Raw genomic sequence first — 24,838 nt, forward strand, 5'->3', positions numbered from 1 at the left:
TATTCCACTTCCTTTTCCGGCTTTATTATATCATGCAATGCCTCTGGTTAAAAGAAGTAACCTTTGCCGGAAACTATATCATTATCAGCATCACTCATTGCTCTGTAACCGGTCAATTACCACTGCAATGAGAATAATAACTCCCATGGCAATGGTCTGCCAGTAAGAGGATATGCCTAACAGACTCAATGCATTATTTATGATTCCGATGACAAAGAGTCCAAAGATCGTCTGCACCATACCGCCCCGCCCTCCGGACATGCTGGTGCCTCCCATAGCTACGGCAGCAATGGCATTCAGCTCATATCCGGCTGCTGCAGTTGCCTGACCGTTCTGCAGTTTAGAAGCCAATACAGCGCCTGCAAGGGCCGCTAAGATACCGCAGATGATATAAACAGACATTTTGATCTTCCTGACCTGGATGCCGCTGAGCTTTGCAACCTCCGTATTGCTTCCTACCGCATAAATGTATCTGCCGTAACAGGTTCTTCCAAGAATAAAAATAGCAGTACCGATCACTAAAAACATGAGTATAACAGAAACCGGCACCGGACCAACCGAGCGAAGTCCTACCCAGCCAAAAGAAGCCGGCAGTCCGAATATCGGTTTTGCATCTGTAAAAACATATCCCAGACCTCTTGCGGCATTCATCATCGCCAGTGTGGCGATAAAGGGCGGAACATTTAAAACAGATACAAATAATCCGTTGATGCTGCCGCAAATTCCTCCGACCACAACAGATGCTGCCACAATCACGCACAAGCTCAGCCCTATGCCGGCATCCGGAAACAGCTTGATGCAGGCTGCTGCTGCAATACCGGCAAGTGCCGCAACAGAGCCAACGGATAAATCAATTCCATCAGAAAGAATCACAAACGTCATGCCGGTTGCGATCAATGCATTAATCGCAATTTGAATCAATACATTCTTAAAGTTACCGATGGTTGCAAACCTGGGAACAAACATCAGGCAAAGTGCAAATAAAAGGATCAGGAAAATCAGCATGGTATTGTCTTTTACAAATGTCAGATATTTATTTGGTTTTTGTGTATTCATTCGTTTTCCCTCCCGGAACTTTCTGTGCTGATGCTTGCCAATCCCATGATTTTTTCTTCCGAAGCCTCTTTGGTATCTATAAATCCTGAAACAGTCCCTTCCCTCATTATCATGATCCGGTCTGCAACTCCAAGAATTTCAGGCAGATCAGAAGAAACCATGATAATGCTGCCTCCGGCCTCTACAAACTCCTTCATCAAGTTGTAGATCTCAGCTTTTGCATTGACATCAATCCCCCTGGTAGGTTCGTCCATAATCAAAATACGTGAGCCTGCAAGAAGCCACCTTGCAATGACAACCTTCTGCTGGTTACCTCCTGAGAGATTTTTAATCCTGGTCCTGATCCCGGGAGTTTTCGTCCCCATCTTTTTCACATATTCCTCTGACGCCGCCTTTTCCCAGGCGAAGTCGATCAATCCCTTTCTAGACCTTTGAAACAAGCTGGATATCGTCGTATTGATGGCTACATTCTTTTCAAGAAGCAGCCCCTGGCCCCTTCTGTCCTCCGGAACAAGGCCAATCCCGGATGCAACCCCATCCTTTACAGATTTCGGCCGGTATGGTCTGCCATAGACAAACATAGAACCAGAGTCCGGGGCATCCGCTCCGAAAACAGTTCTCATTACTTCTGTCCGTCCGGCACCGATCAATCCTGCAACACCCAGGATTTCTCCCCTCCTAAGCTGAAACGTGACATTGTGGAACGTTCTGCCTCGTCCCAGGTTTTCTACGGATAACACAATTTCATCCTTTACTGCATGTTCAGACCGGAAATAGAACTGCTTCATTTCTCTTCCCACCATCTTGTTGATCATTTCTTCTTCTGAAATTTGAGATAAAGGCAGAGTTGCTACAACCTTTCCATCTCTTAATATCGTAATATCATCCCCTATTTCACGTATCTCCTTCAAACGGTGGGATATGTAAATAACCGCTACATTTTCTTTCTTTAAAGACTTTATGACTTTAAACAAGGCCCCCACTTCTTTTTCCGATAAGGAGGAGGTAGGCTCATCCATGATGACCATTGAACTATTTTGGGATACCGCTCTGGCGATTTCGACCATCTGCTTATCCCCATTGGCCAGCTTTCTGATAAATGTCTTGGGGTTTATTTGCATTCCTAATGATTCAAGCAGCTTACCGGCTTCCTGATTCATCTTCTGCTTATCAATCAGCCCTAAGGGGGTTTTGGGTTCCCTTCCTAGGAAGATGTTCTCAGCAATCGTAAGATCCGGTATCACACTGAGTTCCTGATGGATCACACTGATTCCTTTTCCTAAGGATTCCCTGGTGTTTTCAAATCTTTCTTTATTTCCTCTGACAATCAGATTTCCTTCATCCGATTGATATACCCCTGAGATGATTTTAATAATTGTAGATTTCCCTGCACCATTTTCCCCCAGCAGAACATGGACTCTGCCAGGGGAAAAATTGATGGAAACGTCATTCAGTGCTTTTACGCCAGGGAAGGATTTACTAATGTGTTCTAAAGCAACGAAAACCTGTTCTTTCATTGCATCTCACTCCTTCCGTTGTAGGTTGTACTATTTTAAGCTGCTTGCGTCAATCACTCTGGGGGGAATCGGAATTAATTTTTCAACAGATTCACCGGCCAGATGCTTTTTAATGCATTCCAATGTTGTTATTCCAATGGCTGACGGATCCTGAGCAATATCTGCGATCCAGTTTCCGCCGCTTAAAATCGCTTCAACGCCCTCGGGGTTTCCGTCAAAACCAATTACTTTTACATTACTTCCCACCGCATCAATGGAAGACATGGCACCTACGGCTGCGGGATCTCCAACACAAAATACCACATCAAGGTTTTCATGCTTTAACAGCATATTCTGCATAACCTCTGCCGCTTTTCCCTGGTCTCCCGAATAATTCTGTACATCCACAACCGATACATCGGGGGCATTTTTATTAAGCCATTCTGTGAACCCTTTTTCACGCTGTACGCAGCCTTCAATCTCTGCATATGTAATAACTGCCGCCTGACCGGCTTTTTCTTTCAGGATATGTTCCACCGCATATTCTGCGGCCAGTTCCCCGCCTCTGTAATTGTCGGTTGAAATATGGCTGATTACCTCTCCATCCGATGCAACATCCATGGTAAATACCGGTATACCGGCTGCGTCAGCCAGTTCCACCATGGATTTACTTCCGGCGGAGTTGGTAGGACAAATGACGATTGCATCTACCTTTTGTGTAATAAAATCCTGTACCTGATTCAGCTGTTTGTTGCCGTCTCCGGCCGCATCCTGGATGATCAGCTGATATCCCATTTCTTTTGCCTTTTCATTCATTGCTGCCTCTATGTTATTATAGAAAACATGGGCATTGTTTAACAGGCTGACACCCACTGTGATGCTTTTGTCATTGGTTTCCTTAGGCTTTGAAGCCTCCTCGCTTCCCCCATTTGTTGCCACTGCCGGTTCCTGTGTGGCTTTCTGGCATCCCGCCAGACTCAAAACTACTGCTCCTGCGACTAAAAATCTCTTTAATGCTTTCTTCATGTTGCGTAACCTCCCATAATTTTTATTTATATCAAGTTATTTGATACCCAATCCGACATAGCCTGGAAAATCAGCCATACGGATGTAGCACCCGCATCCTGAAGTCCAATCGCCTTGTCCCCGTAATATTTAGCCCTTCCAAATCTGGCTCTTATCCCTTTTGTAAATTCAACACCTTTTTTTGCCGCTGCTGCAGCCATGGAGAATCCCTCATGGATGGTCAGCCCCTGGGAAGCGGCGTATTCTAACGCAGCTACGGCTGGCTCCAAAGCATCCACCATTGTCTTATCTCCGACCCTGGCCTTTCCTCTCTGCATAATGGCATTCAGGGATACCCGGAAGCTTTCCGCAAAATCCGGAAGTCCAAAACAACAGGACGGTTTTCGCCGGATAACACCGCTGATAAACATGGTACCAAACAAAACGCCTGAGGCTCCGCCCATGGTATCAAGCAGGATCCGCCCTAATTCCTGAAATACAGATTCCACGGATTCAGCTTCCATGGAAGGAAGCTGTTCCAGGACCGCTTTAAATCCCAGTTCCATACCCGTGCCGTGATCTCCATCACCTATTTTCATATCAATTTCTGTCAGATACGGCTCATTTATCACAATCCGGTCGGCAACACACAGAAAAAGCTGCTTTACCTGATCCGCATTTAGTTGATCCACATTCATCTGCTGCCTCCTCGAAACCGGAATAATGGGGATTTACAGGGTTTTCGGTATAATTCTTTCAACTCATCATCAAGGATCAGTATTGACACGGAGAAGCCACCGGTTCCCTGAGGTGAAAAAAGGGTATCAATAAATGAATGAACATTGACAATTCCGTTTGCCTCTGCAATTTCACTTACTTTCCGGCTTACGATACATAGTTCCAGCATGCTGGTAAAACCGTAACCATTCACCATAAATACAGCCTCACAGCCTGCCGGGACCTCATTTAACAACTGTTCCATGAGCGCTTCTGTTATCTCATCTGCTGTCGAGAGCTCCTCCCGTTTCATTCCAGGCTCTCCATTAAATCCCATTCCAAACTCCACAAAGCCATCCGGAAGCTCGCACATCGCCTCTCCTGACCCGGGCATATATCCCGGGGAGGTGGTTACACCAAAGGTTCTGGTGTTTTTGCCTGCTTTCCCAACCACCCGTTTCATTTCTTCCAGACCATAGCCTTCTTTGGATGCTGCCCCCGCAATTTTAACCACAAAGGAAATTCCTGCTATCCCCCTGCGCTCCTCCTTTTTTTCCAGGGGAGCCGATGAAATATCATCAGATACATAAATACAATGGGACTTAATACCTTCCAATTCAGCAAGCTCCCGCACCAGTTCAAAATTCAGTACATCTCCGGCATGATTTGCCGCGATAAAAATGACCCCCTTATCATGAGGCACTGACCTTGTCACTTCCAATACGGTACGGGAAGGCGGCGCCGTATAAACATTTCCCAGGGCAGCTCCGTCAGCCAGGCCATCTCCCACAAATCCCAGAACCCATGGTTCATTCCCAGATCCTCCGGCAATGACCACCGACACCTTATCTTCTTCCCTTTTATTTTTAATTCCCATAACGCCAGGAACCTTGCAATACAGGTCCGGATTTAAGGAAAGATAGCCTTCCAGCATCTCCGGTACCAGCCGATCCTGGCTATTGATCAGCTTATTCATAATTTCCTGCTTTCCCCCCGCTGCCGCAAACTGTAATTTTGTTCCTTACATACTGCTTTACAGAATCCCGGCCTCTTTTGCCATAAATTTTTGGATCAATAACGGATTGGTTTTCTTTTAGAACTGCTTTCACCCCATCGCTAAATGCAATTCGCAAATCCGTTGCATAATTGACTTTACAAATGCCTTCCCGGATGCATTCCTGCACTGTTTCATCTGCAAGCCCGGAGGTTCCATGGAGGACAAGGGGTATGGAAACCTTTTTCCTGATTTCCTTTAGTATATCAATGCGGATATTGGGAACCCCGGAATATACGCCATGTGCGGTTCCGATGGATACCGCAAGATAATCGATTCCTGTCTTTTCCACAAAATAAGCTGCTTCATCCGGTGATGTGAATCCTCCGTCACCCCCCTCCAGATCATCTTCCTTTCCTCCCACACGTCCCAGCTCCCCTTCGACCGGTATGTAAGACGGATGGCAGGCATCTACAACAGACTTTGATATAGCCGCATTCTCTTCCATGGACAAATGGGAACCGTCTATCATAATGGAGGTATATCCCTCACGAAGGGCCTGCATCGCCAGTTCAAAGCTGCTGCCATGATCCAGGTGAAGAGCCACAGGGACTAAAGCGCGTTCGGCTGCTGCTTTTACATTGGCATAGTACAGGTTTAAGCCTCCATATTTTACAGTAGACGGCGTTGTCTGCAGAATCACCGGCGCGTGAAGCTCTTCCGCCGCACTAATGACAGCCATAACCATTTCCATGTTTTCCACATTAAAGGCTCCGACTGCATAGTTTCCTTTTTGGGCATCAAGTAACATTTTTTTAGAAGTAACTAACGGCATTTTTCTCTCTCCTATTCTTATGACAATCATGAAACAGCCTCATGTTCATTCCACCCTTCTTACATCAATTTCCTTCTCATAATCATCCACCTTATCCATGGGGCCCAATCCGTTGCTCTCAGCCACATTTGCCCCTACTGCCGCAGAACGCTTTAATGCTTGTTCTACCTCCCCCGGCTGGTCAAGCCATACGCTTAAAAATCCGGCAAGACACGCATCTCCCGCACAGGCAGAGCTGACCAGTTCAACGTTCTTTGTACCCGCAAAAAAAACAGATTTTCCATTATAAAAATAGGATCCCCGATCCCCCAGTGTAATAAGGATATTTTGTGCCCCCTTCTCGTGCAGATAGTGGAGGGCATCAACCATATCAGCTTCATCCCGCATAATGATTCCAAAGATATCTTTTACTTCCTCATCATTGGGCTTAATTAAATATGGCCGGTAATGCATCAAGTCCTTTAAGTAACCGGAACTGATATCTAAAATCACCTTTACCTGTTTTTTTCTGCAGATTTCCATTACCTCATCATAAAACTGGTTTCCGATCCCCTTTGGCAGGCTTCCGCTGATTACCAGCGTATCTAAATCAACAAGTCCGTTCATCATCCGGAGCATATCCTCCTGCTTCCGGTCAGATACATAGGACCCTTCATTTACAAACTTGTACTCCTCCTTCCCATCGTTTATAAAAATATTAATCCGTGTGATATCCTCCACCCAGACCGGAAAGGTTTCAATGGATTTCTTCTGAGTCTCCTCAACAATATACTTTCCTGAAAAGTCCCCGAAAAAGCCAAGAACTTTTGATTGGATATGGAACCGTTTCAAACAATAGCTTACATTCAGCCCCTTGCCATTGGGAGTATAAACTGCACCATACGTCCGGTTTACTACTTTTGCCTGTATTCCATTGGTTGAAATATTCATATCAATCGCAGGATTTGTAGTCAATGTATAGATCATCTTCTATTGCACCTCACCTTTTTTCAGAACTTCTGCTCATTTGCCATTATATATAGAAATTCCATGAAAATCTTTTCAGAAATTGAAAACCCAGCAAAGCCAAGATATAAAAAAAGGGCTGGATTTTTCATCCGCCCTGTTATTTTTTGCGATAGGTTGATATGTAATCAATGATAATTCTGCAAATCATATGCAATGCAATTCTTGATGAGACCTCAAATTCCTTAATAGCCTGATGGGAATGCTTATATCCGATAAGGGAATAATTGCTGTATAGCAACAGCTTGGACTTCTCATTACAGCAGCAGGTAATCACACGGTTTCCACGATGAAAGGCTGTAAATGCAGAGGCGATCAGCTCCGGAGTTTCTCCGTTTAAAGACAAGAGAAACAAAACATCGTCTGCCTTTAGTTTTGAAGCTTTTACCTGCATGATGTTGGGATCGTCTGTGTAAAAGACATCATAGTCCAGAAGCTGAAGCTTTAATGAAAACTCCTGCCCTACATAAGTTGTCGGCCCTCTTGCAAAAACCGATATCTGCCGGGCAGAATCCAGGCATTTAATAATTTCCAGAACATCGGTAAGGGAAATACGTTCATGTACTTTCTGTGCCTCGATAAGAGTTTTATTGAGTATTTCATTTATGCCTTGTATTTCCTCGCTCTTTGCCTTATTAACGGAGCGGTACCGGAGCTCATTGAATCCGTTTAATCCGCACTTCCGGATTGATCTGGAAACGGTGGAGGGAGAAGAATAGGTCTCAAATGCAATATCTACAATTGACATCTCAGGAAGGGTATCTTCATGAGTATTAATAAAATTTACGATTTCAAGCTCGGTTTTTGTTAACTTATCTACGGTCTTTGGATCAAGTGATATAATCATGACAACACCTCCTGTCTCATGTTTTTGAATGCGGCTCATCATTCTTAAAAACTGTAGAAATTATATCACAAACAATAACGAAAATCTTTTCAGAATTTACAAATATTGACACGACCCTAAAAAAGCTGCGGCATCAGACCGATTAATCAGTCTGATGCTGCAGCTAATAAAAATATCAATTATTCTTTTGTAACTAAATCATTTACGTTATCAGCAGTTACCAGTTCGTTGTCCAGAATCACATACTTGTCCACGTCTTTGCCCTGCAGATAATTGTATGCAGAATTCAAAATCGCTTTTCCAAGGAAGAAAGGCGGTTCTGCAATCGTTGCATTAACCTTTCCTGCTTTAATGGCTTCAATGGTGTCATCAATGGCATCGCAGCCAATCATGGTAATCTCATCCAGACGGCCGGCAGCTTCGATCGCTTCCAAAGCTCCAAGAAGCATTTCATCGTTGGCTGCATATAATCCGTCGATGTGGTCGTTGGCCTGAAGGATGTTCTCCATTACGCTCATGCCCTTGGCACGGTCAAAATCTGCAACCTGGCAGGCAACGATCTTCATGTCAGGATTCTGGCTTATCACTTCGTTAAAGCCCTTGGAACGGCTCTGAGCCACATTGGTTCCCATAATACCCTGGATTTCTACGATATTTCCTTTGCCTCCCAGTGTATCTACCAGATACTCGCCGGCCAGTTTCCCGGATTTGATGGCATCGTAACCGATATGAGAAACCACTTCTCCGCCGCTTGCCTCACGGTCCATGGTAAGCACCGGGATACCGGCTTCGTTACATGCTTCTATGGAAGATACGATTGCATCCGAGTCACAAGTATCAATGATGATGCAGTCCGGTTTCTTGGTGATCAGGTTTTCTACATCCTTCATCTGAATTGAAGGATCATCCTGCGCATCTGTAATATAAAGTTCTACTCCTAATTCGTCTGCGGCTTTCTGTACCCCGTCTTTTACATCCACAAAGAATGGATTTGTCTGAGTATTCATAGCAAGTCCTATTACGTATTTCTTTTCCCCTGACTTATCCTCTGTCTTTGCTTCCGCTGTAGCCGTAGCTGCTTCTGTCTGTACGGTCTCCTGCTTGGTTTCAGACGCTTTCTCTCCGCTGCTGCATCCTGCCAATGATGCAAGGACAAGTCCTGCAGCTGCTACAGCTGCCATGTGTTTTCTTTTGATCATAATCTTTTACCTTCCCTTCTTTTTACATTAATAGTTTTATTTATTCTGCTTTCGCAGATAAATCCTTAACCTTTTTATCCACCAGAACTGCAATGAGTACAACTGCGCCCTTTACAATATTGGTAGCATGGGGATTTACGTTCATTAGTGTAAGAATATTATCGATAATTCCCATGATCATAGCACCTACCACAGTTGGCAGCACAAATCCGGTTCCCCCGCTTAAGCTTGTGCCTCCAAGTATGACCGCCGCAATGGCATCCATCTCGATCCCCTGTCCGCTGGTGGATTGTGCAGACCCCAGTCTGGCTGTTAAAACCACTGCCGCAATACCGCTTAAAAAGCCATTAATGATGTAAGCCATCCACTCCGTCTTTTTCACGGAAATTCCGGATAAGCGGGCTGCTTCCCGGTTTCCGCCAAAGGCATAAATGCTGCGTCCAAAGCTGGTTTGTGTCAATATATAATGTGCCAGCAAGAAAAGAGCAATCAGTATAATAACAGGTACCGGAACCCCCAGAACCGTACCTTTTCCAATAAACTTATAGGAATCTACCTTTACCGGAATGGGAGAACCCTTGGTGTAGACCAAAACACAGCCCCGTAGCAGGGTCATCATGCCAAGGGTAGCGATAAACGGGGGAATCCCGCATTGGGAAATAAAAAATCCATTAACGATTCCGCAGGTAATTCCGATTGCGACTGCTGTAAGTACCGCCAGAAAGGTATTGCCGGTGGAAGCCAGCACACCAGAGGCTACAACTCCGGCAAACCCCAGAATGGAGCCTACGGACAAATCGATTCCGCCGGTAAGGATCACAAAGGTCATGCCGCATCCGATGATGCCGGCAACTGTCACCTGCTTAAAAACATTAAACAGGTTAGAAACACTTAAAAAGCTTTCTGACAGAAAGGCGGCAAAGATACAGATTACCAGTAAGATCAAAACTGATCGATATATATTAATTTGGTTGATTAACCGTTTCTTAGTTTCCTGATTCATTTTCACTTACCCCTCCAGACGCATGTGCTAATATTTTTTCCTGATTCATTTCCTGTTTGGAGATTTCTAACACCGTTCGTCCTTCCCGCATAACAATGACGCGGTCACTGACTCCAATCAATTCCGGAAGATCCGTAGAAATTACAAGAATGCTCTTTCCCGCTTCCGTCAGCTTGTTCATAATGGTATAGATCTCCGCCTTGGCCCCAACGTCGACTCCTCGTGTGGGTTCGTCTAAAATCAGAATATCAGAATCCGCTAAAAGCACCTTTGCAAACACTACTTTCTGCTGGTTTCCGCCGCTTAACTTTCCGGCAAGCTGCTGTGCAGAACTGACTTTAATATTAAGCGCTTTCACCTGTTCCTTTACACGGTCCATTTCCAGCCTGTTATCCAGCCGGAATCCTTTGGTCAGTTTTTTTAAAGATGACATGGAGATATTTTCTTTGATGCTTCTTAATAAAACAAGCCCCTCCTGCTTCCTGTCATCTGAGACAAACCCGATTCCTGCTTCTAATGCTTTTCTGGGAGAAGAACAATCCTTCTTTTTACCATGTACGTATATTTCTCCGCTGTCCATTGGAATGGCACCGTAAATCAGCTTGGAAAGTTCTATGGTACCGGCACCCAAAAGACCTGTAATCCCTAATATTTCTCCTTTGTGAAGCTTTAAGCTGACATCATGGACCCCACGGCTGTTTACTTTCCTGGCTTCAAATACCACTTCCTGGGTTTTGTAATCTCTTACCGGATACAGGTTGGATACATTGCGTCCGACCATCATGGATACCACATCATCGTAATCCGTCTCTCCAATGATTTTAGATGCGACGAATTTTCCGTCGCGGAAAACCGTAAGGCGGTCTGAGATCTGAAAGATCTCATCCATGCGGTGGGATATGTAAATGATTGCAATTCCCTTTTTCTTCAGTTCCTCAATTGTCCGGAAGAGAATCTGGATTTCCTCATCTGCCAGTGCTGCGGTAGGCTCATCCATAATGATGATTTTTGCCCCGATGGTCAGGCACTTGGCAATCTCCGTCATCTGAGCCTCCGCCACTGATAGATTCTTTACCTTAGTCTTTGCATTGAACTTTAAGCCCAGATGATCCAGATTCTCCTGTGCATCCTGGTACAGCCTGTTCCAATCCACTTTCCCCAATGGACTTACCGGAAGTCTTCCAAGATACATGTTCTCTGCAACCGACATCTCCGGAACCATATTAAACTCCTGATAGATCATGGCGATTCCATGTTTTTCCGCATCTTTGGCAGAATGAAACACCACTTCTTTGTCATCCAGATACATGGCACCAGAAGTATAAGGCTGTGCTCCCGCGATTATTTTCATCAAGGTAGATTTTCCTGCCCCGTTTTCTCCGCACAGGGCATGGACTTCTCCCTCAAAGATCTCCAGATGAACCCCGTCAAGAGCCTTAACACCGGGAAACGTCTTTACGATTGATTCCAGTTTTAAAACTAACCTTCCTCCCATATGTTTTCACCACTTCCCCTTTGATTCCGGTCAATATGCACATCCTGAGACCAATACTACGTTGGTATAGCCAGTAAATTCCCCTGTCAGGATGATTGCCTTGGCCCCCTCAGTCATCTTTTTTAATTCTTTGTGGGGCACATACTCCACCGGAATTCCTTCCTGCAAGAGAGCAAGCGCCTTTTTATGCAGTTCAGGGCTTACTGCAAGTGCCTCCTCTGCAAATATGGCCTTTTCCGTTACCATATACTTTTCTATTTCTTCCAGTACTTCCAGATAAGCAGGACTTCCCGGCTTCCAACCCAAGTCCACCCGTTCCACTCCCTTGGGAATGGGAAGTCCTGCATCTCCGATTACCAACATATCCATATGCCTGAGTTCTGCCATGACTCTTGCTAATTGTGGGTGTAAAATTCCTGTTTTTAACATGAGCGATTCTCCTTCTCCTGCTCTTTAATAAATGAGTCAATTTCTTCCCTGTCGGGCATGGCCGGTGTGGTTCCGATCCTTTGTACCGAGATAGCGGCTAATGCATTGGCAAAGGCTGCCGCCTCCCATAGATCCTTTCCTTCTGCTAAGGCTGCCACCAGGCCGCCATTAAACGCATCTCCGGCACCGGTCGTATCTACTGCACTTACCCGGTAAGCTGGCAGGATGCCCCTCTTCTTTGGAGTTGCTAAGTAAACACCTTTTCCCCCTAAGGTGATCAGTACATTTTTAACCCCTTTTTCAAAAAAGTAATCTGCAGCTCTTCCTGCATTTTCTTCCCCATCCACCGGTATCCCGGTTAATATCTCAGCTTCTACCTCATTCGGTGTGATTAAATCCACTTTACTTAAAATGCTGTCACTGACCGGCTGTACAGGTGCCGTATTTAAAATGATTTTTACACCTTTCTCATATGCGATATCAATTACTTTTTCCACGGAAGAAATATTGGTTTCCAGCTGAGTCAGCAAAAATTCCGACTGATCCAGCAAATCTGAAATGGATTCAACTTCTTCGTCTGTAATCGTGTCACAGGCGCCCAGAATGACAACAATTTCATTCTGGCTGGTGTTTTCATCAACCATGATCAGCGCACAGCCGGTCTCTGTCTGTCCTGTGCGGAATATCCGGTTTGTGTCCATTCCCAGGATTTTCATGGTATTTAAGGCCACATCTGCGAATGCATCCTCCCCAAGCTTCGTTACCATGGTCACATCAGCTCCCGCCTTATGGGCAGCTACCCCCTGATTGAATCCCTTTCCTCCCGGACCCATTTTAAAAACACTTCCTTTAACGGTTTCTCCCGGGACCGGAAGATGAGGGCTTCTTCCCATCAGATCCACTACAAAGCTTCCGAAAACTGTTACTTTTTTCCCCATAATCCTTCTCCTCTTTCTTATAGCAAGGCGATTCCGTTGCCTGCTCCTATCCTGTCCGCTCCGGCTTCTATCATGGCCCTTGCCTCTTCCGGTGTACGGATTCCTCCGCTAGCCTTTACTTTTGCCCTGCTTCCTACGGTCTGCTTCATAAGTGCTACATCTTCAGCCGCAGCACCGCCCGTGCTAAAACCTGTGGACGTTTTTACAAAATCTGCTCCGGCTTCTATAGAAAGCTCGCAGGCTTTTACAATTTCCTCTTTCGTTAAGAGGCAGTTTTCTAAAATAACTTTTACAACTTTCCCCTGGGAGGCTTCTACAACTGCTTTTATATCGTCACGCACCAGATCATAATTTTTATCCTTCATGGCGCCGATGTTCATTACCGTATCTACTTCATCTGCCCCTGCCTTCACTGCCTCGGCGGCTTCAAAAGCTTTTGCAGAAGCTAACATTGCGCCCAGAGGGAAACCTACCACGCAGCAAACAGCGACACCGCTTCCTTTTAATTCCTGTGCAACGAGAGGTACCTGGCAAGTATTCACACACACCGATGCAAATCCATATTCTTTTGCTTCTGAACAGTATCTTTTAATTGTTTCTGACGTAGCATCTGCCTTTAACATCGTGTGATCCACTAATTTTGCAATTTCCATTTTCTTCTCCTCTTTTCTTTCATTCTCTATCTCCCCGTATATGTAACCGGTTACATATCCGGGGTAAAAATAAACTGCAAACCGCAGCCTATTTTATTAATTCTGACCCGCGAAGCACCACCTGATATGGAACAAAGATTTTCCTGCCGGAGCTTTTACTCTCCTTATGGGATAGCTTGTCAATCAGCATTGCCATCGCTTCATATCCCTGCCTCTTTGCATCACGTTCGATGGTTGATAGCCTGTAATCGATTATTTTAAGAGATTCAATCTGGTCAAAGCCTACCATTGATATGTCCCTGCCCATTTTAAGTTTCTGCTCGGTAAGATACTTAAGGACTCCCAGACTGGTCTGGTTATTGGAGGCAAAAATTGCAGTCGGCGGATCCGGAAGCCGCAGCAATTCTTTTGTCCGTTCATAGGCTTTGATAATCTTGAAATCTCCGGATACAATATACTCTTCCTTAAGTTCAATCCTATAATCCATTAAGGCCGCCTTGTATCCCTTTAACCGGTCCTTCCCCGGCATAGAAGTGCTTGGACCTGTAATGATTGCGATCTTTCGGTGTCCGGCATGGATCAGAGATTCCACTCCTTTATAAGCAGCGGCGGCATTCTCTACAAAAACACCATCCAAACTGGAATTTTTAATATTCCGGTCAACTAAAACCACCGGAATTCCCTTGTTTTCAAATTGAATCAGCTTATCCCGAGTCACCATATCAAGCTCGGAAACCGGGGTAATAATCAAACCGGAAAGTCTTTGGCCTTCTGCCATCTGAAGGTATTGATGTTCCCTTTCCTGCATTTCACCTGTATCAAACAAAACAATGTTATACTGGTTATTGACCGCTATCTCTCCCATTCCGCTTATAACACTGGAAAAAAACTCATTGGCTATATCCGGAACAATAACACCGATACTGGAAGAGTCACGGGTGCTTAAACTTCTTGCAATGGCATTCGGTACGAAATCAGCTTCTTCAATTGCAGCTAAAACCTTCTGCTTCGTTTCGTCCTTTACATATCCGGACTGATTAATCACTCTGGACACTGTCGCAGAAGAAACACCTACTTTTTTGGCAATATCCCGTATATTCATTATTAGTATCTCCTTTATGTAACCGGTTACATATGCATATTAACATATTGTATAACGAATGTAAAGCCTTTTTTATCATTTTTTACAAATGATTTGGATTTTTTTGTGTAATCAGAAAATAGTGCCAGATAAGAAGGTAATCCATGACAGTTATTATGACTGGAAGAATGGTAAAAAATAGCACGGCGGTAGTCTCTCGTTTGCCGCCGTGCTTCTGAAAGTTGGCTAAAATTATGGAAACTCAATTTAGATCCAAATATTATATTAGGAGGTCATGGGATTCCTCTTATCAATAACAACGCAAAGGAAGCAATTCGGTCCGCATACAAATACCATTTATTAAATAATCGATAACATTAAAAAAGCTGCTACTCAATTCCTTAAGTAACAGCTTTTTTTAATGTAATTTTCTAATAATTCTTACACGGTTTAAATCTTATTTCCACAAAATCCGTAGAAAATTAAGCTTCAACATTGATAATTTCTTTCTTGTTGTAAGAACCGCAAGCCTTGCATACTCTGTGAGGCATCATAAGTGCACCGCACTTGCTGCACTTCACTAAGTTTGGAGCGCTCATCTTCCAGTTTGCTCTACGTTTGTCTCTTCTTCCTTTAGAAGATTTGTTCTTTGGACAGATAGACATGGTTACACCTCCTTAAACTTTTTAAAAATATCCTGGATGACTGCCATTCTAGGGTCTGTAGACCTAATATCGCAGTCACAAGTCTCATGATTGAGATTTGTTCCACATCTATTACAAATCCCCTTGCAGTCTTCACTACAGAGAACTTTCATAGGCAGGTTCAGTATGAGTTCATCACAAACCAACTGGTCTACATCCAGATTATAACCATTAATAAATGGTTGTTCTTCGAAATCTTCTACAATTCCCGAATCCGTTTCACTTAAATCAAGAGCACGGATTACATCAAAACTCAGGTCAACACGTACCGGATCCAAACAGCGGTCACATGGAATGATCAAAGCTAATTTCACTTTTCCTTCCACCACCAGCTTTTTGTCTCCAAGATTCATAATCCGCAGCAGCACAGGTTCTGCATCTACTACTTCATAATCACCGCCTGGCCCGTGATAGACCTTCATATCAAGATCGGGTGTGTAAGTTTTCTCTTTCCCTTCAAGGGTGAACAACTCAGTTAAATTAATAAGCATACTAGTCTCCTAATACGCACCTATGTTATTATACATATGGGTGCAACATTTGTCAACAAATATTTCCATATTTGAAGTAACAGTTCAGCCATACTTATGAATGGTATGGCTGAACTGTAACCCATACACAACATCATGTACCGTTTTATCCCGGATTATACCAGAGCTTTTGTCTCTCTTGCAATGGCCAGCTCTTCATTGGTAGGAATTACGCATACCTTTACCTTAGATTCCGGTGTGGAGATCATGACACGTTTTCCTCTTGCTTTATTGGCTTCTGCATCAATGGAAATACCAAGGTAGCCTAAATATTCGCAAACTGCACCTCTGATTGGCTTATCATTCTCACCCACGCCTGCGGTAAACACAATAGCGTCAACACCGTTCATTGCTGCTACGTAGGAACCGATGTATTTTGCCACGCGGTAAATAAATGCCTGAATAGCAATATCAGCCAGATGATTTCCTTCTCCCTGTGCCTTCTGAACATCACGGAAATCGCTGGAAATACCACCGGACATACCAAGGATACCGGATTTTTTATTTAAAATATCCAGAACCTCGTTAACGCTCTTGCCTTCCTTGTTGCAGATAAACTGAACAACAGCAGGATCAATGTCACCACTTCTGGTTCCCATAATAAGACCCTCTAATGGAGTCAGTCCCATGCTGGTATCCACGCACTTGCCGCCGATGGAAGCAGAAATGCTGGCTCCGTTTCCTAAATGGCATACGATTACCTTGCCATTTTTATGATCCAGATCACAATATGTTAATGCTTCGTTGGATACAAATTTGTGGCTTGTTCCATGGAAACCGTAACGGCGAATGCTGTATTTCTCATAATATTCATGAGGAATTGCGTACATACCGGCTTTGTCAGGCATACCCATACCGAAAGAAGTATCAAATACTGCTACATTTGGAACTCCCGGTACAGCTTCCTCACATGCTTCAATTCCCATCAGGTTTGCCGGATTATGCAAAGGTCCTAAATCAAAGCAGTCACGGATAACCTTTTTCACGTCTTCATTTACTACGATAGAATCGCTGTAAATCGTTCCTGCATGAAGAACCCTGTGTCCTACTGCAGAAATTTCACTGGTATCCTTGATTACACCGTATTTTGGATCAACCAATGCATCCAAAACCAGCTTTATAGCAACGGTATGGTTCGGCATCTCTTTCTCTACTACCAAATCCTCATTGCCTTCTGACTTGTGAGTCAGCTTGGAACCGGCAATGCCGATTCTCTCGCATAAGCCTATTGCTAAGACTCCCTCGTTCTCCATATCGATCAGCTGATACTTTAAGGAAGAGCTTCCGCAGTTAATAACTAAAATTTTCATATTCCTTTGATTCTCCTTCATTTATTTAATAATTTCGCCGTACTGTTCTCTGCCACAGCTTGCTGCGTTGGATTCGTCTGTGTCAATGTGCATAGCCAAAGCATAATTTTCATTTACACGCACAACTACATCTCCGAAAATAAGGCTTCTACCGTCTGTGTCTATTTTCACAGAAACAACTTCACCATCTTTAACACCAAGCTTTTCTGCTTCTGCAGGAGTTGCATGGATATGACGCTTTGCAACGATCACGCCCTCTGTTATCTCAATTTCACCAGCAGGTCCAATGATCTTGCATGCACCGCTGCCCGCAACGTCACCGGATTCTCTTAAAGGCGCAGCAATTCCAATGGAACGGGCATCGGTTGCGGAAAGCTCTATCTGAGTCGCTTTTCTAACCGGGCCTAAAATGGAAATCCCTTTAAACTCGCCCTTGGAACCAACAACAGTTACTCTCTCCTCACAGGCAAACTGGCCTGGCTGGGATAAAGATTTTTTCTTTGTTAACTCATAGCCGTTTCCAAATAAAATCTCAAGATGTTCCTGAGTTAGATGTACATGTCGAGCTGATGTTTCAACGATAAAATTCATACCTATCTATTCTCCTGTTCTTTTAATCGATGTTTTTCACCGATTCTCACTCTATTCTATGAGGATTCGCTAAAATTTTCAAGTGTTGTACTAAAATAATTTGCATTTTTTGCGAAACAATCGCATAATAGAGGATAAGAAAAAGAAAAAGGATATCTTTTAACATGAAAAACAAAAGTTCTCTAGCCGTTGGTATTATCGCTGAATACAATCCTTTCCACGATGGACATGCCTACCATATCAGGAAGGCCAAGGAAATCTCTCATGCAGACTATTGCATCGTGGCTATGAGCGGGGATTTTGTCCAAAGAGGAGCTCCTGCCATCTATGATAAATATACAAGAACAGCCATGGCATTGTCTTGCGGAGCCGACTTGGTGGTCGAGCTTCCGTCTGTATTTGCCTCCAGCAGTGCAGAGGATTTTGCAGCCAGTGGGATCGCCCTTCTTAACAATCTGGGAGTAGTTGGCAGTGTCTGCTTTGGAAGCGAATGCGGTAATGTGGAAAAACTTACCGGTATTGCTTCTATTTTAGCCACAGAACCCCCTGTTTATACGAAAGAGCTGCGCAGAGAGCTGAAAAAGGGGGCCACCTTTCCTCAGGCCAGAAATCTGGCCCTTATTTCCTGTGGAATCTTAAATAAGGATGAGGCTTCCATTCTGGCCTCCCCAAATAACATCCTGGGAATCGAATATTGTAAGGCTCTTTACAGGCAGAAAAGTTCAATAACTCCAGTTACAATATCCAGAAAAGGATACGGATATCATGATACCAGTCTTGCCTCCGAAGGTTTCAGTTCTGCTACCGGAATCCGGAAAGCCATTTATGAAAATCCGGATATCCTTAAACAGGCGGAGTCTTCCCTGATACAAGTGCCGGATTCTGTAAAACAGATGATGTCCCAGGGCTTCCCTGTGTTTCCTGACGATATCAGCGCCTTATTAAATACCACACTGCTTAAATTGGACTGCGAAGGGGTTCCCTTTGAGAAATTTGCCGACGTTTCAGAAGAACTGGCTGCCAGACTCCTAAGGCAGCTTCCGGATTTCCTTCCTTTTGAGGAAAAAATCAACCATTTAAAAACAAGACAATATACTTATACGCGGATCAGCCGGGCTCTTCTCCATATCGCCCTTGGAATCACTGCCCATCAGGTTGTTTTAGGCCGGAACGCCGGTTACGCCCCATATGCCCGGGTTTTAGGCTTTAAAAAAACTTCCGCAGGTCTTATGGGAGAAATAAAAAAGAGAGGGAGCATCCCTCTCATCACAAAAACTGCCGATGCAAGACTCATTCTTTCCGGAGCAGCCTGGTCCATGCTCCGCCAGGATTTTTACTGCTCCCACATTTATCAGACCATTGTACAGGACAAATATCGCATAAAAATGAAAAATGAGTTCACTCATTCCGTCGTCATCCTATGATGGCAGCTGAATGAATTCCCTGATCTTATCTTTATATAGAAGAAACCGGGATTTAGGAACTACGATTCCCTGTTTCCACATTTCAAGGAGCTGTTCAAACGTAACAAACTTCGCATCTACCACTTCTTCTTGCTGAATGGTTATGTCATCTATGGTAACATTTTGCCTGGTGATATAGGTGTCCACAAACCGCTCCTTCAGACGGATTGCATGAATCAGGATGAGCTGCTCTTTTTCCGTCCGGACCCCAACCTCTTCAGAAAGCTCCCGAAGAGCTCCTTCTATGCTGGTTTCACCCGCAAGAACAGAGCCCCCGGAGCATTCCCACATAAGGCCGTAAGGCTTATCCGGATGCCTTTTGGTGAGCAAAATCTCCTGTTTTCCATTTACAAGCCAGATATCCGACACAAGGTGATAATCTCCTGTACCAAGGGGTACTCCGCGGACATGTGTTTTTCCAGTGGCCACCCGATTTTCATCATAAACATCCCAAAGCTCCATAAACCATTCCTCCCGACCTAAGAATCAGCTGTGCAGCTAAAAGTTACCTCCGTTCCAACCCCAGTGATCCACTTCCTCATATTTCACATAAATTTTATCCTGGGCAATGGAAAGCACATCTTTATAGATTTTACAGATCTCAGCGGTCAGCCTGTCGTAATCCCGTTCGGATGCATGACCGAAAATCTTTACTTCCACAAATGCAAGCTTTGTATTATTATTCCCTTTAAAGTAAAGGGAACAGTTATCTTCAAAGCCAACCATGAGCCAGCTTTCCGATTTGCCGGGAATGAGGCTGATGGCCTGTCCAAGCTTTGATTTTAGTGCTGTTTTTTCTTCTTCTGATAATGCGACATTTACTTTCGAGTTGATGAAAGGCACTGATTTCTCCTCCTTAAATCGTTTTTTATATCATACCACATATAATTAAAAATTACCATCCACTTTCTGATTCTTATCCTCTTCTATGAGCAGGTCCGCAAGCGTCAGCTTCCCATGGAGAAATTCCATGATCTCCTGGATCTCCCTGCGGTTATCCTTCTTTCCGCCCTGCTTCACTCCGCGGATCAGAATATTTTTCGGTGTATGCTCCATGTCGATAAATTCAAGAATCTGAGTCCGGTATCCCTGGCTTTCCAGAATTTCTGCCCTGAGCGCATCCGTATAAAGAGCTGCCATCCGTTCCCGGATCAGACCATATTGAAATACAGGAGCCATAAGCTCCTGATGTATGGTTTTATTCAGCTCATGCTGACAGCAGGGAACCGACAAAATGACAGAGGCTCCCCAACGGACGGCCTTTGCCAGGGCATAATCCGTAGCGGTATCACAAGCATGAAGAGTCACTACCATATCCACATGGTCCACACCCTCGTAGGAAGCGATATCTCCATGATAAAATTTTAACTTATCATATCCATACCGCTCTCCCAGGCGGTTACAGTCATCAATGACCGTCTGCTTTAAATCCAGCCCGATAACACGGATCAAATACCCTTTCAGTTCATGAAGATAGTAATACATAGCAAAGGTCAGATAGGATTTCCCGCATCCAAAATCAATGATTACATTCTCTCGGCTCTTGTCAAGCCTTGGGAGAATATCTTCAATAAATTCTAAGAACCGGTTGATCTGGCGAAACTTATCATATCTGGAAGCAATGACTTTTCCTTCCGCCGTCATGACTCCTAAATCCACCAGAAAGGGAACTGGTGTGCCTTCTTTTAAAATATAACTTTTCTGTCTGTTATGCTGAGGGACTGTAGAAGTTGCCGCAATTTTTTGTTGCCGTTTTATCTTGATGCTTGGACTACCCTTTTTGCTCATCAGCACTCTAACCTGGCCCTTTCTGGATTCCAGTTCCATCTGGCGCAGCATTCCATCCAGCAGATCCACGATATAGGAGATACATTCTCCCACTGAAAAATTCTTATGAAAGGCCTGGTTTCCCACCAGCTCTTCCGCTTGAAAGATCAGGCTTCCTTTTAGCAAAAGCGGGCGTACCTTTACTTTGGAAACGCCCTGCTTATCTGATGGATTGCTGATTACGATCCGAAGCAGATTTTCATCAAGAAACTCTCTTCCAATCTGAATTAATTGTTCTTTTTCCTTTTCTTCCATGAAATCAGGCAATTCCTTTCTTCTTTCTCGCCCATGCTTTTTGGGCATAGAGGGATACCCGCAGGGTGTTTCTTCTTTCTCGCCCATGCTTTTTGGGCATAGAGGGATACCCGCAGGGTGTTTCAGTTTTCTGCATCCACCCAGCTTGCCCGCAAAAGCTCCGGGTATGGCTCAAGATGTGCATAATCATTAAAACGTTCCATTAAAAATCGCCCTGTTTTTTCGTTCCAGTGAACTTCTGTAATGCTGCAGTTTTCAAGGGAATTTCCAAGGAGACGATAAAATTTCGGTTCCATATGAAGCAATGCCGATGTCACGGAGCGGATCACGCCGCCGTGAGTCACAACAGCTACATTCTGGTAACCGCTTGAGGCTATTTCTTCAAGGACAGGGATGGCCCGTTTTATTACATCCCCGGCACACTCGCCTCCGGGATAGGGCAAATCCTGTTCCAGCCGTGCCTGTTCTTTCTGAAAATCTCCGTATATTGCCGCTATCTTCTCATCCGCCATGCCTTCCATATCTCCGAAGGAAATCTCCCTAAGCTCCTGCCTTATGATGTGCTTTGCATTCCAGTACCGGTTCGCTTCCCTGGCGGTTTCCACCGCCCGGATCAAATGGCTGGAATATACCGCTTCCATGCCTACGGAGGCAAGCCGCTTCCCGACTAAGGCCGACTGGCGTCGGCCTTCTTCGGCTAGATCCACATCGATATTACAGAGTTTGCTGTTTTGCCGTCCATGGCGAATCAAATAGATATTCATTCCCTGTATCCCTCCTCCACCGGTACTTAATTTTTAAAGCTGTGAATAGGCGCCGGGATCCGTCCGCCTCTGGTTACGAATTTCTCGCAGGAGTACTTGCTGACCGGCATAACAGGAGCATATCCCAATAAACCGCCGAATTCCACCGTCTCTCCCACGGATTTACCAATAACCGGAATAATGCGGACTGCCGTTGTCTTCTGATTTACCATTCCGATCGCGGATTCGTCTGCAATAATACCTGCAATGGTAGTGGCAGGTGTGTCTCCAGGAATTGCGATCATATCAAGTCCTACCGAGCATACACAGGTCATTGCTTCCAGCTTCTCGATATTTAACGCTCCCATGGCTACCGCATCGATCATTCCCTGATCTTCGCTGACCGGAATAAACGCACCGCTTAAACCGCCCACATAGGAGGAGGCCATTACGCCGCCTTTTTTTACCTGGTCATTTAACAAGGCAAGGGCAGCCGTGGTACCCGGTGCGCCAACCCGTTCCAGGCCGATCTCTTCCAGGATTTCAGCCACACTGTCACCAACGGCTGGAGTCGGTGCAAGAGATAAATCAATGATACCAAAAGGAACATCCAGCCTTTTTGATGCCTCCTGGGCAACCAACTGGCCGACACGGGTTATCTTAAAAGCGGTTTTCTTAATCGTTTCACAGAGAACTTCAAAATCCTTTCCTCTGGCTGCTTCAATGGCGGTCTTAACAACCCCAGGACCGCTGACTCCCACATTAATGATGACATCCGCTTCCGTCACCCCGTGGAACGCTCCAGCCATAAAAGGATTATCATCCGGCGCATTGCAGAACACCACCAATTTGGCGCAGCCGAGGGAATCAATGTCCCTGGTGGCCTTTGCCGTTTCCACTACGGTCTCTCCCATAAGAGCCACTGCATCCATGTTAATGCCTGTCTTTGTGGAACCTACATTGACTGAGCTGCATACACGGTCCGTGCAGGAGAGGGCCTTTGGTATGGAGCAGATCAGATTTTTATCCGCAGCGGTCATTCCCTTGCTCACCAGGGCAGAATAGCCGCCAATGAAATTAACGCCCACTTCCTTGGCCGCACGGTCAAGGGTCTGTGCAATGGTTACAAAATCTTCCGGACTCTTGCAGGCCGCACCGCCGACTATGGCAATGGGAGTTACAGAAATTCTTTTATTTACAATGGGTATTCCAAAATCCTTTTCAATCTCCTTTCCCACTGCCACTAGATTTTTTGCAACGGTTGTGATTTTATTATAAATTTTTTCATTCACCGTTTTTAAGTCACTGTCACTGCAGTCAAGAAGGCTGATGCCCATGGTAATGGTACGTACATCAAGCAGCTCCTGTTCGATCATTTTATTGGTTTCATTAACTTCAAACATATTTAACATATCGGGAACCCATCCTTTTCTTATGCCTTGAACTTGTCATCAGATACGGTGCATGCTGGTAAAAATCTCTTCACGCTGGCATTTTACCTTTACTCCGATTTCATCGCCAATCTGTTCCAGTTCATCAGCAAGCTCACCGAAAGGCTTCGTTGCATCATTAATATCCACGATCATCATCATGTTAAAGAAGCCCTGGACAATGGTTTGGGAAATATCCAATATGTTCACCTGGTTGCCTGCTAAATAAGTACAAATCTTTGCTATGATTCCTACGGTATCTTTTCCAACTACTGTAATAATCGTTTTGTTCATTATGTTTCTCCTCTTTCATTAGATTATATCATGGACCTGCAGTTCATGATCAACATTCAACCTTCGTGCCGATGAGCAAGTTCATCTTCGCTCTCCTGCGCTCATTATATCGTAATAATCTCTGACATCTGATCCCTTTTTGCAACCGTTATGGAAAAATCAGATGCCTTAAATGGATTATCTCCTTCTGTGATCTCAAGCCTTACCGTTTCATAAGCAAGCTCTTCATAATTGTTCTCCTTGCTTAAGTGGCCCAGCAAAATCTTCTTTAAGTTTTCATGAAGAATACAGCACAAAAGCCGTCCCGCGTTCTCATTGGAAAGGTGTCCGTGATCTCCCAGGATCCTGCGTTTCAGATAGTAGGGATAAGGCCCTGCCTGCAGCATATTCACATCGTGATTGGACTCGATCAGCACCGCATCAAGTCCTTGAAGATGCTCAATAATATACTGGTCGTAATGCCCCATATCTGTGGCAACCGCAACAGACCTGCGGCCATGCTGGATCCGGTAAGCCACCGGCTTCACCGCATCGTGATCAATGGAAAAAGGCTTTACTTCCAGATCCCCAACATTAAAATCAACATCAGGCCTGATGGCACAAAATAATTCCCTGGGGTATTCCCCTAAATACTTCTGTTTTGATATCTCCTCCAGGGTTTCCCTGGTCCCATAAATAGGAACCCCATATTTCCTGGCCAGAACTCCCAGTCCTTTTGTATGGTCGGAGTGTTCATGGGTAATGACGATTCCAGTCAGTTCACTGCCCTTTACTCCTATTTCATTTAATCCTTGTTCGATCCGCTTGTTGCTTATCCCGGCATCCACCAGGATATGCGTGGTATCGGAGCCCACATAAATGCAGTTTCCGCTGCTTCCGCTTGCAATACTTACCAATCTCATATTTTCCTCTTTTCAGCCCTGCATTCCGGATGATCC

At 44.6% G+C, this 24,838-nt stretch carries 27 protein-coding genes; 1 reads left to right on the plus strand and 26 read right to left on the minus strand.

All coding sequences use genetic code 11. The features are described 5' to 3' along the window. Positions 1-90: 90 nt before the first annotated feature. From H171_RS08715 to H171_RS08800, 19 genes are all read right to left on the minus strand, one after another. Positions 91-1,056: an ABC transporter permease gene (locus H171_RS08715; protein WP_100304782.1), complete on the minus strand. Its 966-nt coding sequence runs from the start codon at positions 1,054-1,056 to the stop codon at positions 91-93. Beyond that, on the minus strand, positions 1,053-2,573 hold the full coding sequence (locus tag H171_RS08720; protein WP_100304783.1) for a sugar ABC transporter ATP-binding protein: 1,521 nt from the start codon (positions 2,571-2,573) through the stop codon (positions 1,053-1,055). Before H171_RS08720 ends, H171_RS08715 begins: the two co-directional genes overlap by 4 nt. Before the next feature lie 30 nt (positions 2,574-2,603). After that, positions 2,604-3,578 (minus strand): substrate-binding domain-containing protein, encoded by a 975-nt coding sequence (locus H171_RS08725; RefSeq protein ID WP_100304784.1) that lies wholly within the window; start codon positions 3,576-3,578, stop codon positions 2,604-2,606. 26 nt (positions 3,579-3,604) lie between these two features. Continuing rightward, on the minus strand, positions 3,605-4,255 hold the full coding sequence (gene dhaL / locus H171_RS24305) for a dihydroxyacetone kinase subunit DhaL (RefSeq protein WP_242976918.1): 651 nt from the start codon (positions 4,253-4,255) through the stop codon (positions 3,605-3,607). Then, complete coding sequence (locus H171_RS24310; protein ID WP_166433599.1) at positions 4,252-5,250, minus strand: dihydroxyacetone kinase subunit DhaK; 999 nt, start codon at positions 5,248-5,250, stop codon at positions 4,252-4,254. Before H171_RS24310 ends, dhaL begins: the two co-directional genes overlap by 4 nt. Further along, complete coding sequence (locus H171_RS08735; RefSeq protein ID WP_100304785.1) at positions 5,243-6,103, minus strand: class II fructose-bisphosphate aldolase; 861 nt, start codon at positions 6,101-6,103, stop codon at positions 5,243-5,245. Before H171_RS08735 ends, H171_RS24310 begins: the two co-directional genes overlap by 8 nt. A 45-nt stretch (positions 6,104-6,148) precedes the next feature. Next, positions 6,149-7,069, minus strand: coding sequence for a 1-phosphofructokinase family hexose kinase (locus H171_RS08740; RefSeq protein ID WP_100304786.1), 921 nt, complete (start codon positions 7,067-7,069; stop codon positions 6,149-6,151). A gap of 139 nt (positions 7,070-7,208) precedes the next feature. Next, on the minus strand, positions 7,209-7,955 hold the full coding sequence (locus H171_RS08745; RefSeq protein ID WP_100304787.1) for a MurR/RpiR family transcriptional regulator: 747 nt from the start codon (positions 7,953-7,955) through the stop codon (positions 7,209-7,211). A 179-nt stretch (positions 7,956-8,134) separates the two neighbouring features. After that, positions 8,135-9,154, minus strand: a complete 1,020-nt coding sequence (locus tag H171_RS08750; RefSeq protein ID WP_242976919.1) for a substrate-binding domain-containing protein — start codon at positions 9,152-9,154, stop codon at positions 8,135-8,137. Positions 9,155-9,194: 40 nt separating this feature from the next. Then, complete coding sequence (locus H171_RS08755; RefSeq protein ID WP_054791808.1) at positions 9,195-10,157, minus strand: ABC transporter permease; 963 nt, start codon at positions 10,155-10,157, stop codon at positions 9,195-9,197. Then, complete coding sequence (locus tag H171_RS08760; protein ID WP_100304788.1) at positions 10,141-11,652, minus strand: sugar ABC transporter ATP-binding protein; 1,512 nt, start codon at positions 11,650-11,652, stop codon at positions 10,141-10,143. The genes H171_RS08755 and H171_RS08760 overlap by 17 nt, the downstream gene beginning before the upstream one ends. A gap of 30 nt (positions 11,653-11,682) precedes the next feature. Beyond that, complete coding sequence (gene rbsD, locus H171_RS08765; protein ID WP_100304789.1) at positions 11,683-12,081, minus strand: D-ribose pyranase; 399 nt, start codon at positions 12,079-12,081, stop codon at positions 11,683-11,685. Continuing rightward, complete coding sequence (gene rbsK, locus H171_RS08770) at positions 12,075-13,019, minus strand: ribokinase (protein ID WP_100304790.1); 945 nt, start codon at positions 13,017-13,019, stop codon at positions 12,075-12,077. Before rbsK ends, rbsD begins: the two co-directional genes overlap by 7 nt. Before the next feature lie 17 nt (positions 13,020-13,036). After that, positions 13,037-13,672, minus strand: a complete 636-nt coding sequence (gene deoC / locus H171_RS08775) for a deoxyribose-phosphate aldolase (protein WP_100304791.1) — start codon at positions 13,670-13,672, stop codon at positions 13,037-13,039. Positions 13,673-13,760: 88 nt separating this feature from the next. Continuing rightward, on the minus strand, positions 13,761-14,774 hold the full coding sequence (locus H171_RS08780; RefSeq protein ID WP_025232930.1) for a LacI family DNA-binding transcriptional regulator: 1,014 nt from the start codon (positions 14,772-14,774) through the stop codon (positions 13,761-13,763). Between the two features lie 461 nt (positions 14,775-15,235). Beyond that, a complete protein-coding gene (rpmF, locus tag H171_RS08785; RefSeq protein WP_038281809.1) occupies positions 15,236-15,418 on the minus strand; it encodes a 50S ribosomal protein L32 in 183 nt (60 codons plus the stop codon). 2 nt (positions 15,419-15,420) lie between these two features. Next, positions 15,421-15,948, minus strand: a complete 528-nt coding sequence (locus tag H171_RS08790) for a YceD family protein (protein WP_100304792.1) — start codon at positions 15,946-15,948, stop codon at positions 15,421-15,423. Positions 15,949-16,103: 155 nt separating this feature from the next. Beyond that, positions 16,104-17,297 (minus strand): acetate/propionate family kinase, encoded by a 1,194-nt coding sequence (locus H171_RS08795; protein ID WP_100304793.1) that lies wholly within the window; start codon positions 17,295-17,297, stop codon positions 16,104-16,106. Positions 17,298-17,318: 21 nt separating this feature from the next. Further along, the gene (locus H171_RS08800) at positions 17,319-17,888 is read right to left on the minus strand and encodes a PduL/EutD family phosphate acyltransferase (RefSeq protein ID WP_100304794.1); all 570 of its coding nucleotides are present in this window, start codon (positions 17,886-17,888) and stop codon (positions 17,319-17,321) included. A gap of 164 nt (positions 17,889-18,052) precedes the next feature. Between H171_RS08800 and H171_RS08805 the strand changes: the two genes are divergently transcribed. Continuing rightward, positions 18,053-19,312, plus strand: a complete 1,260-nt coding sequence (locus H171_RS08805) for a nucleotidyltransferase (protein ID WP_100304795.1) — start codon at positions 18,053-18,055, stop codon at positions 19,310-19,312. Here the strand turns inward: H171_RS08805 and H171_RS08810 are convergent. The 7 genes from H171_RS08810 to H171_RS08840 all read right to left on the minus strand — a co-directional run bounded on the left by H171_RS08810 (position 19,307) and on the right by H171_RS08840 (position 24,802). Then, the gene (locus H171_RS08810; RefSeq protein ID WP_100304796.1) at positions 19,307-19,813 is read right to left on the minus strand and encodes an NUDIX hydrolase; all 507 of its coding nucleotides are present in this window, start codon (positions 19,811-19,813) and stop codon (positions 19,307-19,309) included. The genes H171_RS08805 and H171_RS08810 overlap by 6 nt on opposite strands. Before the next feature lie 36 nt (positions 19,814-19,849). Continuing rightward, complete coding sequence (locus H171_RS08815) at positions 19,850-20,194, minus strand: phenylpyruvate tautomerase MIF-related protein (RefSeq protein WP_100304797.1); 345 nt, start codon at positions 20,192-20,194, stop codon at positions 19,850-19,852. A gap of 45 nt (positions 20,195-20,239) precedes the next feature. After that, positions 20,240-21,433 carry a class I SAM-dependent methyltransferase gene (locus H171_RS08820; protein ID WP_100307476.1) on the minus strand — a complete coding sequence of 398 codons (1,194 nt, stop codon included), beginning with the start codon at positions 21,431-21,433 and terminating at the stop codon, positions 20,240-20,242. Between the two features lie 122 nt (positions 21,434-21,555). Continuing rightward, complete coding sequence (locus H171_RS08825) at positions 21,556-22,197, minus strand: histidine phosphatase family protein (protein ID WP_100304798.1); 642 nt, start codon at positions 22,195-22,197, stop codon at positions 21,556-21,558. Positions 22,198-22,223: 26 nt separating this feature from the next. Then, on the minus strand, positions 22,224-23,588 hold the full coding sequence (locus H171_RS08830) for a PFL family protein (protein ID WP_100304799.1): 1,365 nt from the start codon (positions 23,586-23,588) through the stop codon (positions 22,224-22,226). A 39-nt stretch (positions 23,589-23,627) separates the two neighbouring features. Further along, on the minus strand, positions 23,628-23,900 hold the full coding sequence (locus H171_RS08835; RefSeq protein ID WP_054791792.1) for an ACT domain-containing protein: 273 nt from the start codon (positions 23,898-23,900) through the stop codon (positions 23,628-23,630). A gap of 104 nt (positions 23,901-24,004) precedes the next feature. Then, complete coding sequence (locus H171_RS08840; RefSeq protein ID WP_100304800.1) at positions 24,005-24,802, minus strand: MBL fold metallo-hydrolase; 798 nt, start codon at positions 24,800-24,802, stop codon at positions 24,005-24,007. Between the last annotated feature and the right edge of the window lie 36 nt (positions 24,803-24,838).

It is taken from the genome of [Clostridium] celerecrescens 18A, from assembly GCF_002797975.1.
In the GTDB taxonomy this organism is placed as follows: Bacteria; Bacillota; Clostridia; order Lachnospirales; family Lachnospiraceae; genus Lacrimispora; species Lacrimispora celerecrescens.

Coding starts and splice junctions, on each gene's coding strand:
- H171_RS08715 (WP_100304782.1), bottom strand. CDS start 1,056: ATGAATACACAAAAACCAAATAAATATCTGACATTTGTAAAAGACAAT.
- H171_RS08720 (WP_100304783.1), bottom strand. CDS start 2,573: ATGAAAGAACAGGTTTTCGTTGCTTTAGAACACATTAGTAAATCCTTC.
- H171_RS08725 (WP_100304784.1), bottom strand. CDS start 3,578: ATGAAGAAAGCATTAAAGAGATTTTTAGTCGCAGGAGCAGTAGTTTTG.
- dhaL (WP_242976918.1), bottom strand. CDS start 4,255: ATGAATGTGGATCAACTAAATGCGGATCAGGTAAAGCAGCTTTTTCTG.
- H171_RS24310 (WP_166433599.1), bottom strand. CDS start 5,250: ATGAATAAGCTGATCAATAGCCAGGATCGGCTGGTACCGGAGATGCTG.
- H171_RS08735 (WP_100304785.1), bottom strand. CDS start 6,103: ATGCCGTTAGTTACTTCTAAAAAAATGTTACTTGATGCCCAAAAAGGA.
- H171_RS08740 (WP_100304786.1), bottom strand. CDS start 7,069: ATGATCTATACATTGACTACAAATCCTGCGATTGATATGAATATTTCA.
- H171_RS08745 (WP_100304787.1), bottom strand. CDS start 7,955: ATGATTATATCACTTGATCCAAAGACCGTAGATAAGTTAACAAAAACC.
- H171_RS08750 (WP_242976919.1), bottom strand. CDS start 9,154: ATGATCAAAAGAAAACACATGGCAGCTGTAGCAGCTGCAGGACTTGTC.
- H171_RS08755 (WP_054791808.1), bottom strand. CDS start 10,157: ATGAATCAGGAAACTAAGAAACGGTTAATCAACCAAATTAATATATAT.
- H171_RS08760 (WP_100304788.1), bottom strand. CDS start 11,652: ATGGGAGGAAGGTTAGTTTTAAAACTGGAATCAATCGTAAAGACGTTT.
- rbsD (WP_100304789.1), bottom strand. CDS start 12,081: ATGTTAAAAACAGGAATTTTACACCCACAATTAGCAAGAGTCATGGCA.
- rbsK (WP_100304790.1), bottom strand. CDS start 13,019: ATGGGGAAAAAAGTAACAGTTTTCGGAAGCTTTGTAGTGGATCTGATG.
- deoC (WP_100304791.1), bottom strand. CDS start 13,672: ATGGAAATTGCAAAATTAGTGGATCACACGATGTTAAAGGCAGATGCT.
- H171_RS08780 (WP_025232930.1), bottom strand. CDS start 14,774: ATGAATATACGGGATATTGCCAAAAAAGTAGGTGTTTCTTCTGCGACA.
- rpmF (WP_038281809.1), bottom strand. CDS start 15,418: ATGTCTATCTGTCCAAAGAACAAATCTTCTAAAGGAAGAAGAGACAAA.
- H171_RS08790 (WP_100304792.1), bottom strand. CDS start 15,948: ATGCTTATTAATTTAACTGAGTTGTTCACCCTTGAAGGGAAAGAGAAA.
- H171_RS08795 (WP_100304793.1), bottom strand. CDS start 17,297: ATGAAAATTTTAGTTATTAACTGCGGAAGCTCTTCCTTAAAGTATCAG.
- H171_RS08800 (WP_100304794.1), bottom strand. CDS start 17,888: ATGAATTTTATCGTTGAAACATCAGCTCGACATGTACATCTAACTCAG.
- H171_RS08805 (WP_100304795.1), top strand. CDS start 18,053: ATGAAAAACAAAAGTTCTCTAGCCGTTGGTATTATCGCTGAATACAAT.
- H171_RS08810 (WP_100304796.1), bottom strand. CDS start 19,813: ATGGAGCTTTGGGATGTTTATGATGAAAATCGGGTGGCCACTGGAAAA.
- H171_RS08820 (WP_100307476.1), bottom strand. CDS start 21,433: ATGGAAGAAAAGGAAAAAGAACAATTAATTCAGATTGGAAGAGAGTTT.
- H171_RS08825 (WP_100304798.1), bottom strand. CDS start 22,197: ATGAATATCTATTTGATTCGCCATGGACGGCAAAACAGCAAACTCTGT.
- H171_RS08830 (WP_100304799.1), bottom strand. CDS start 23,588: ATGTTAAATATGTTTGAAGTTAATGAAACCAATAAAATGATCGAACAG.
- H171_RS08835 (WP_054791792.1), bottom strand. CDS start 23,900: ATGAACAAAACGATTATTACAGTAGTTGGAAAAGATACCGTAGGAATC.
- H171_RS08840 (WP_100304800.1), bottom strand. CDS start 24,802: ATGAGATTGGTAAGTATTGCAAGCGGAAGCAGCGGAAACTGCATTTAT.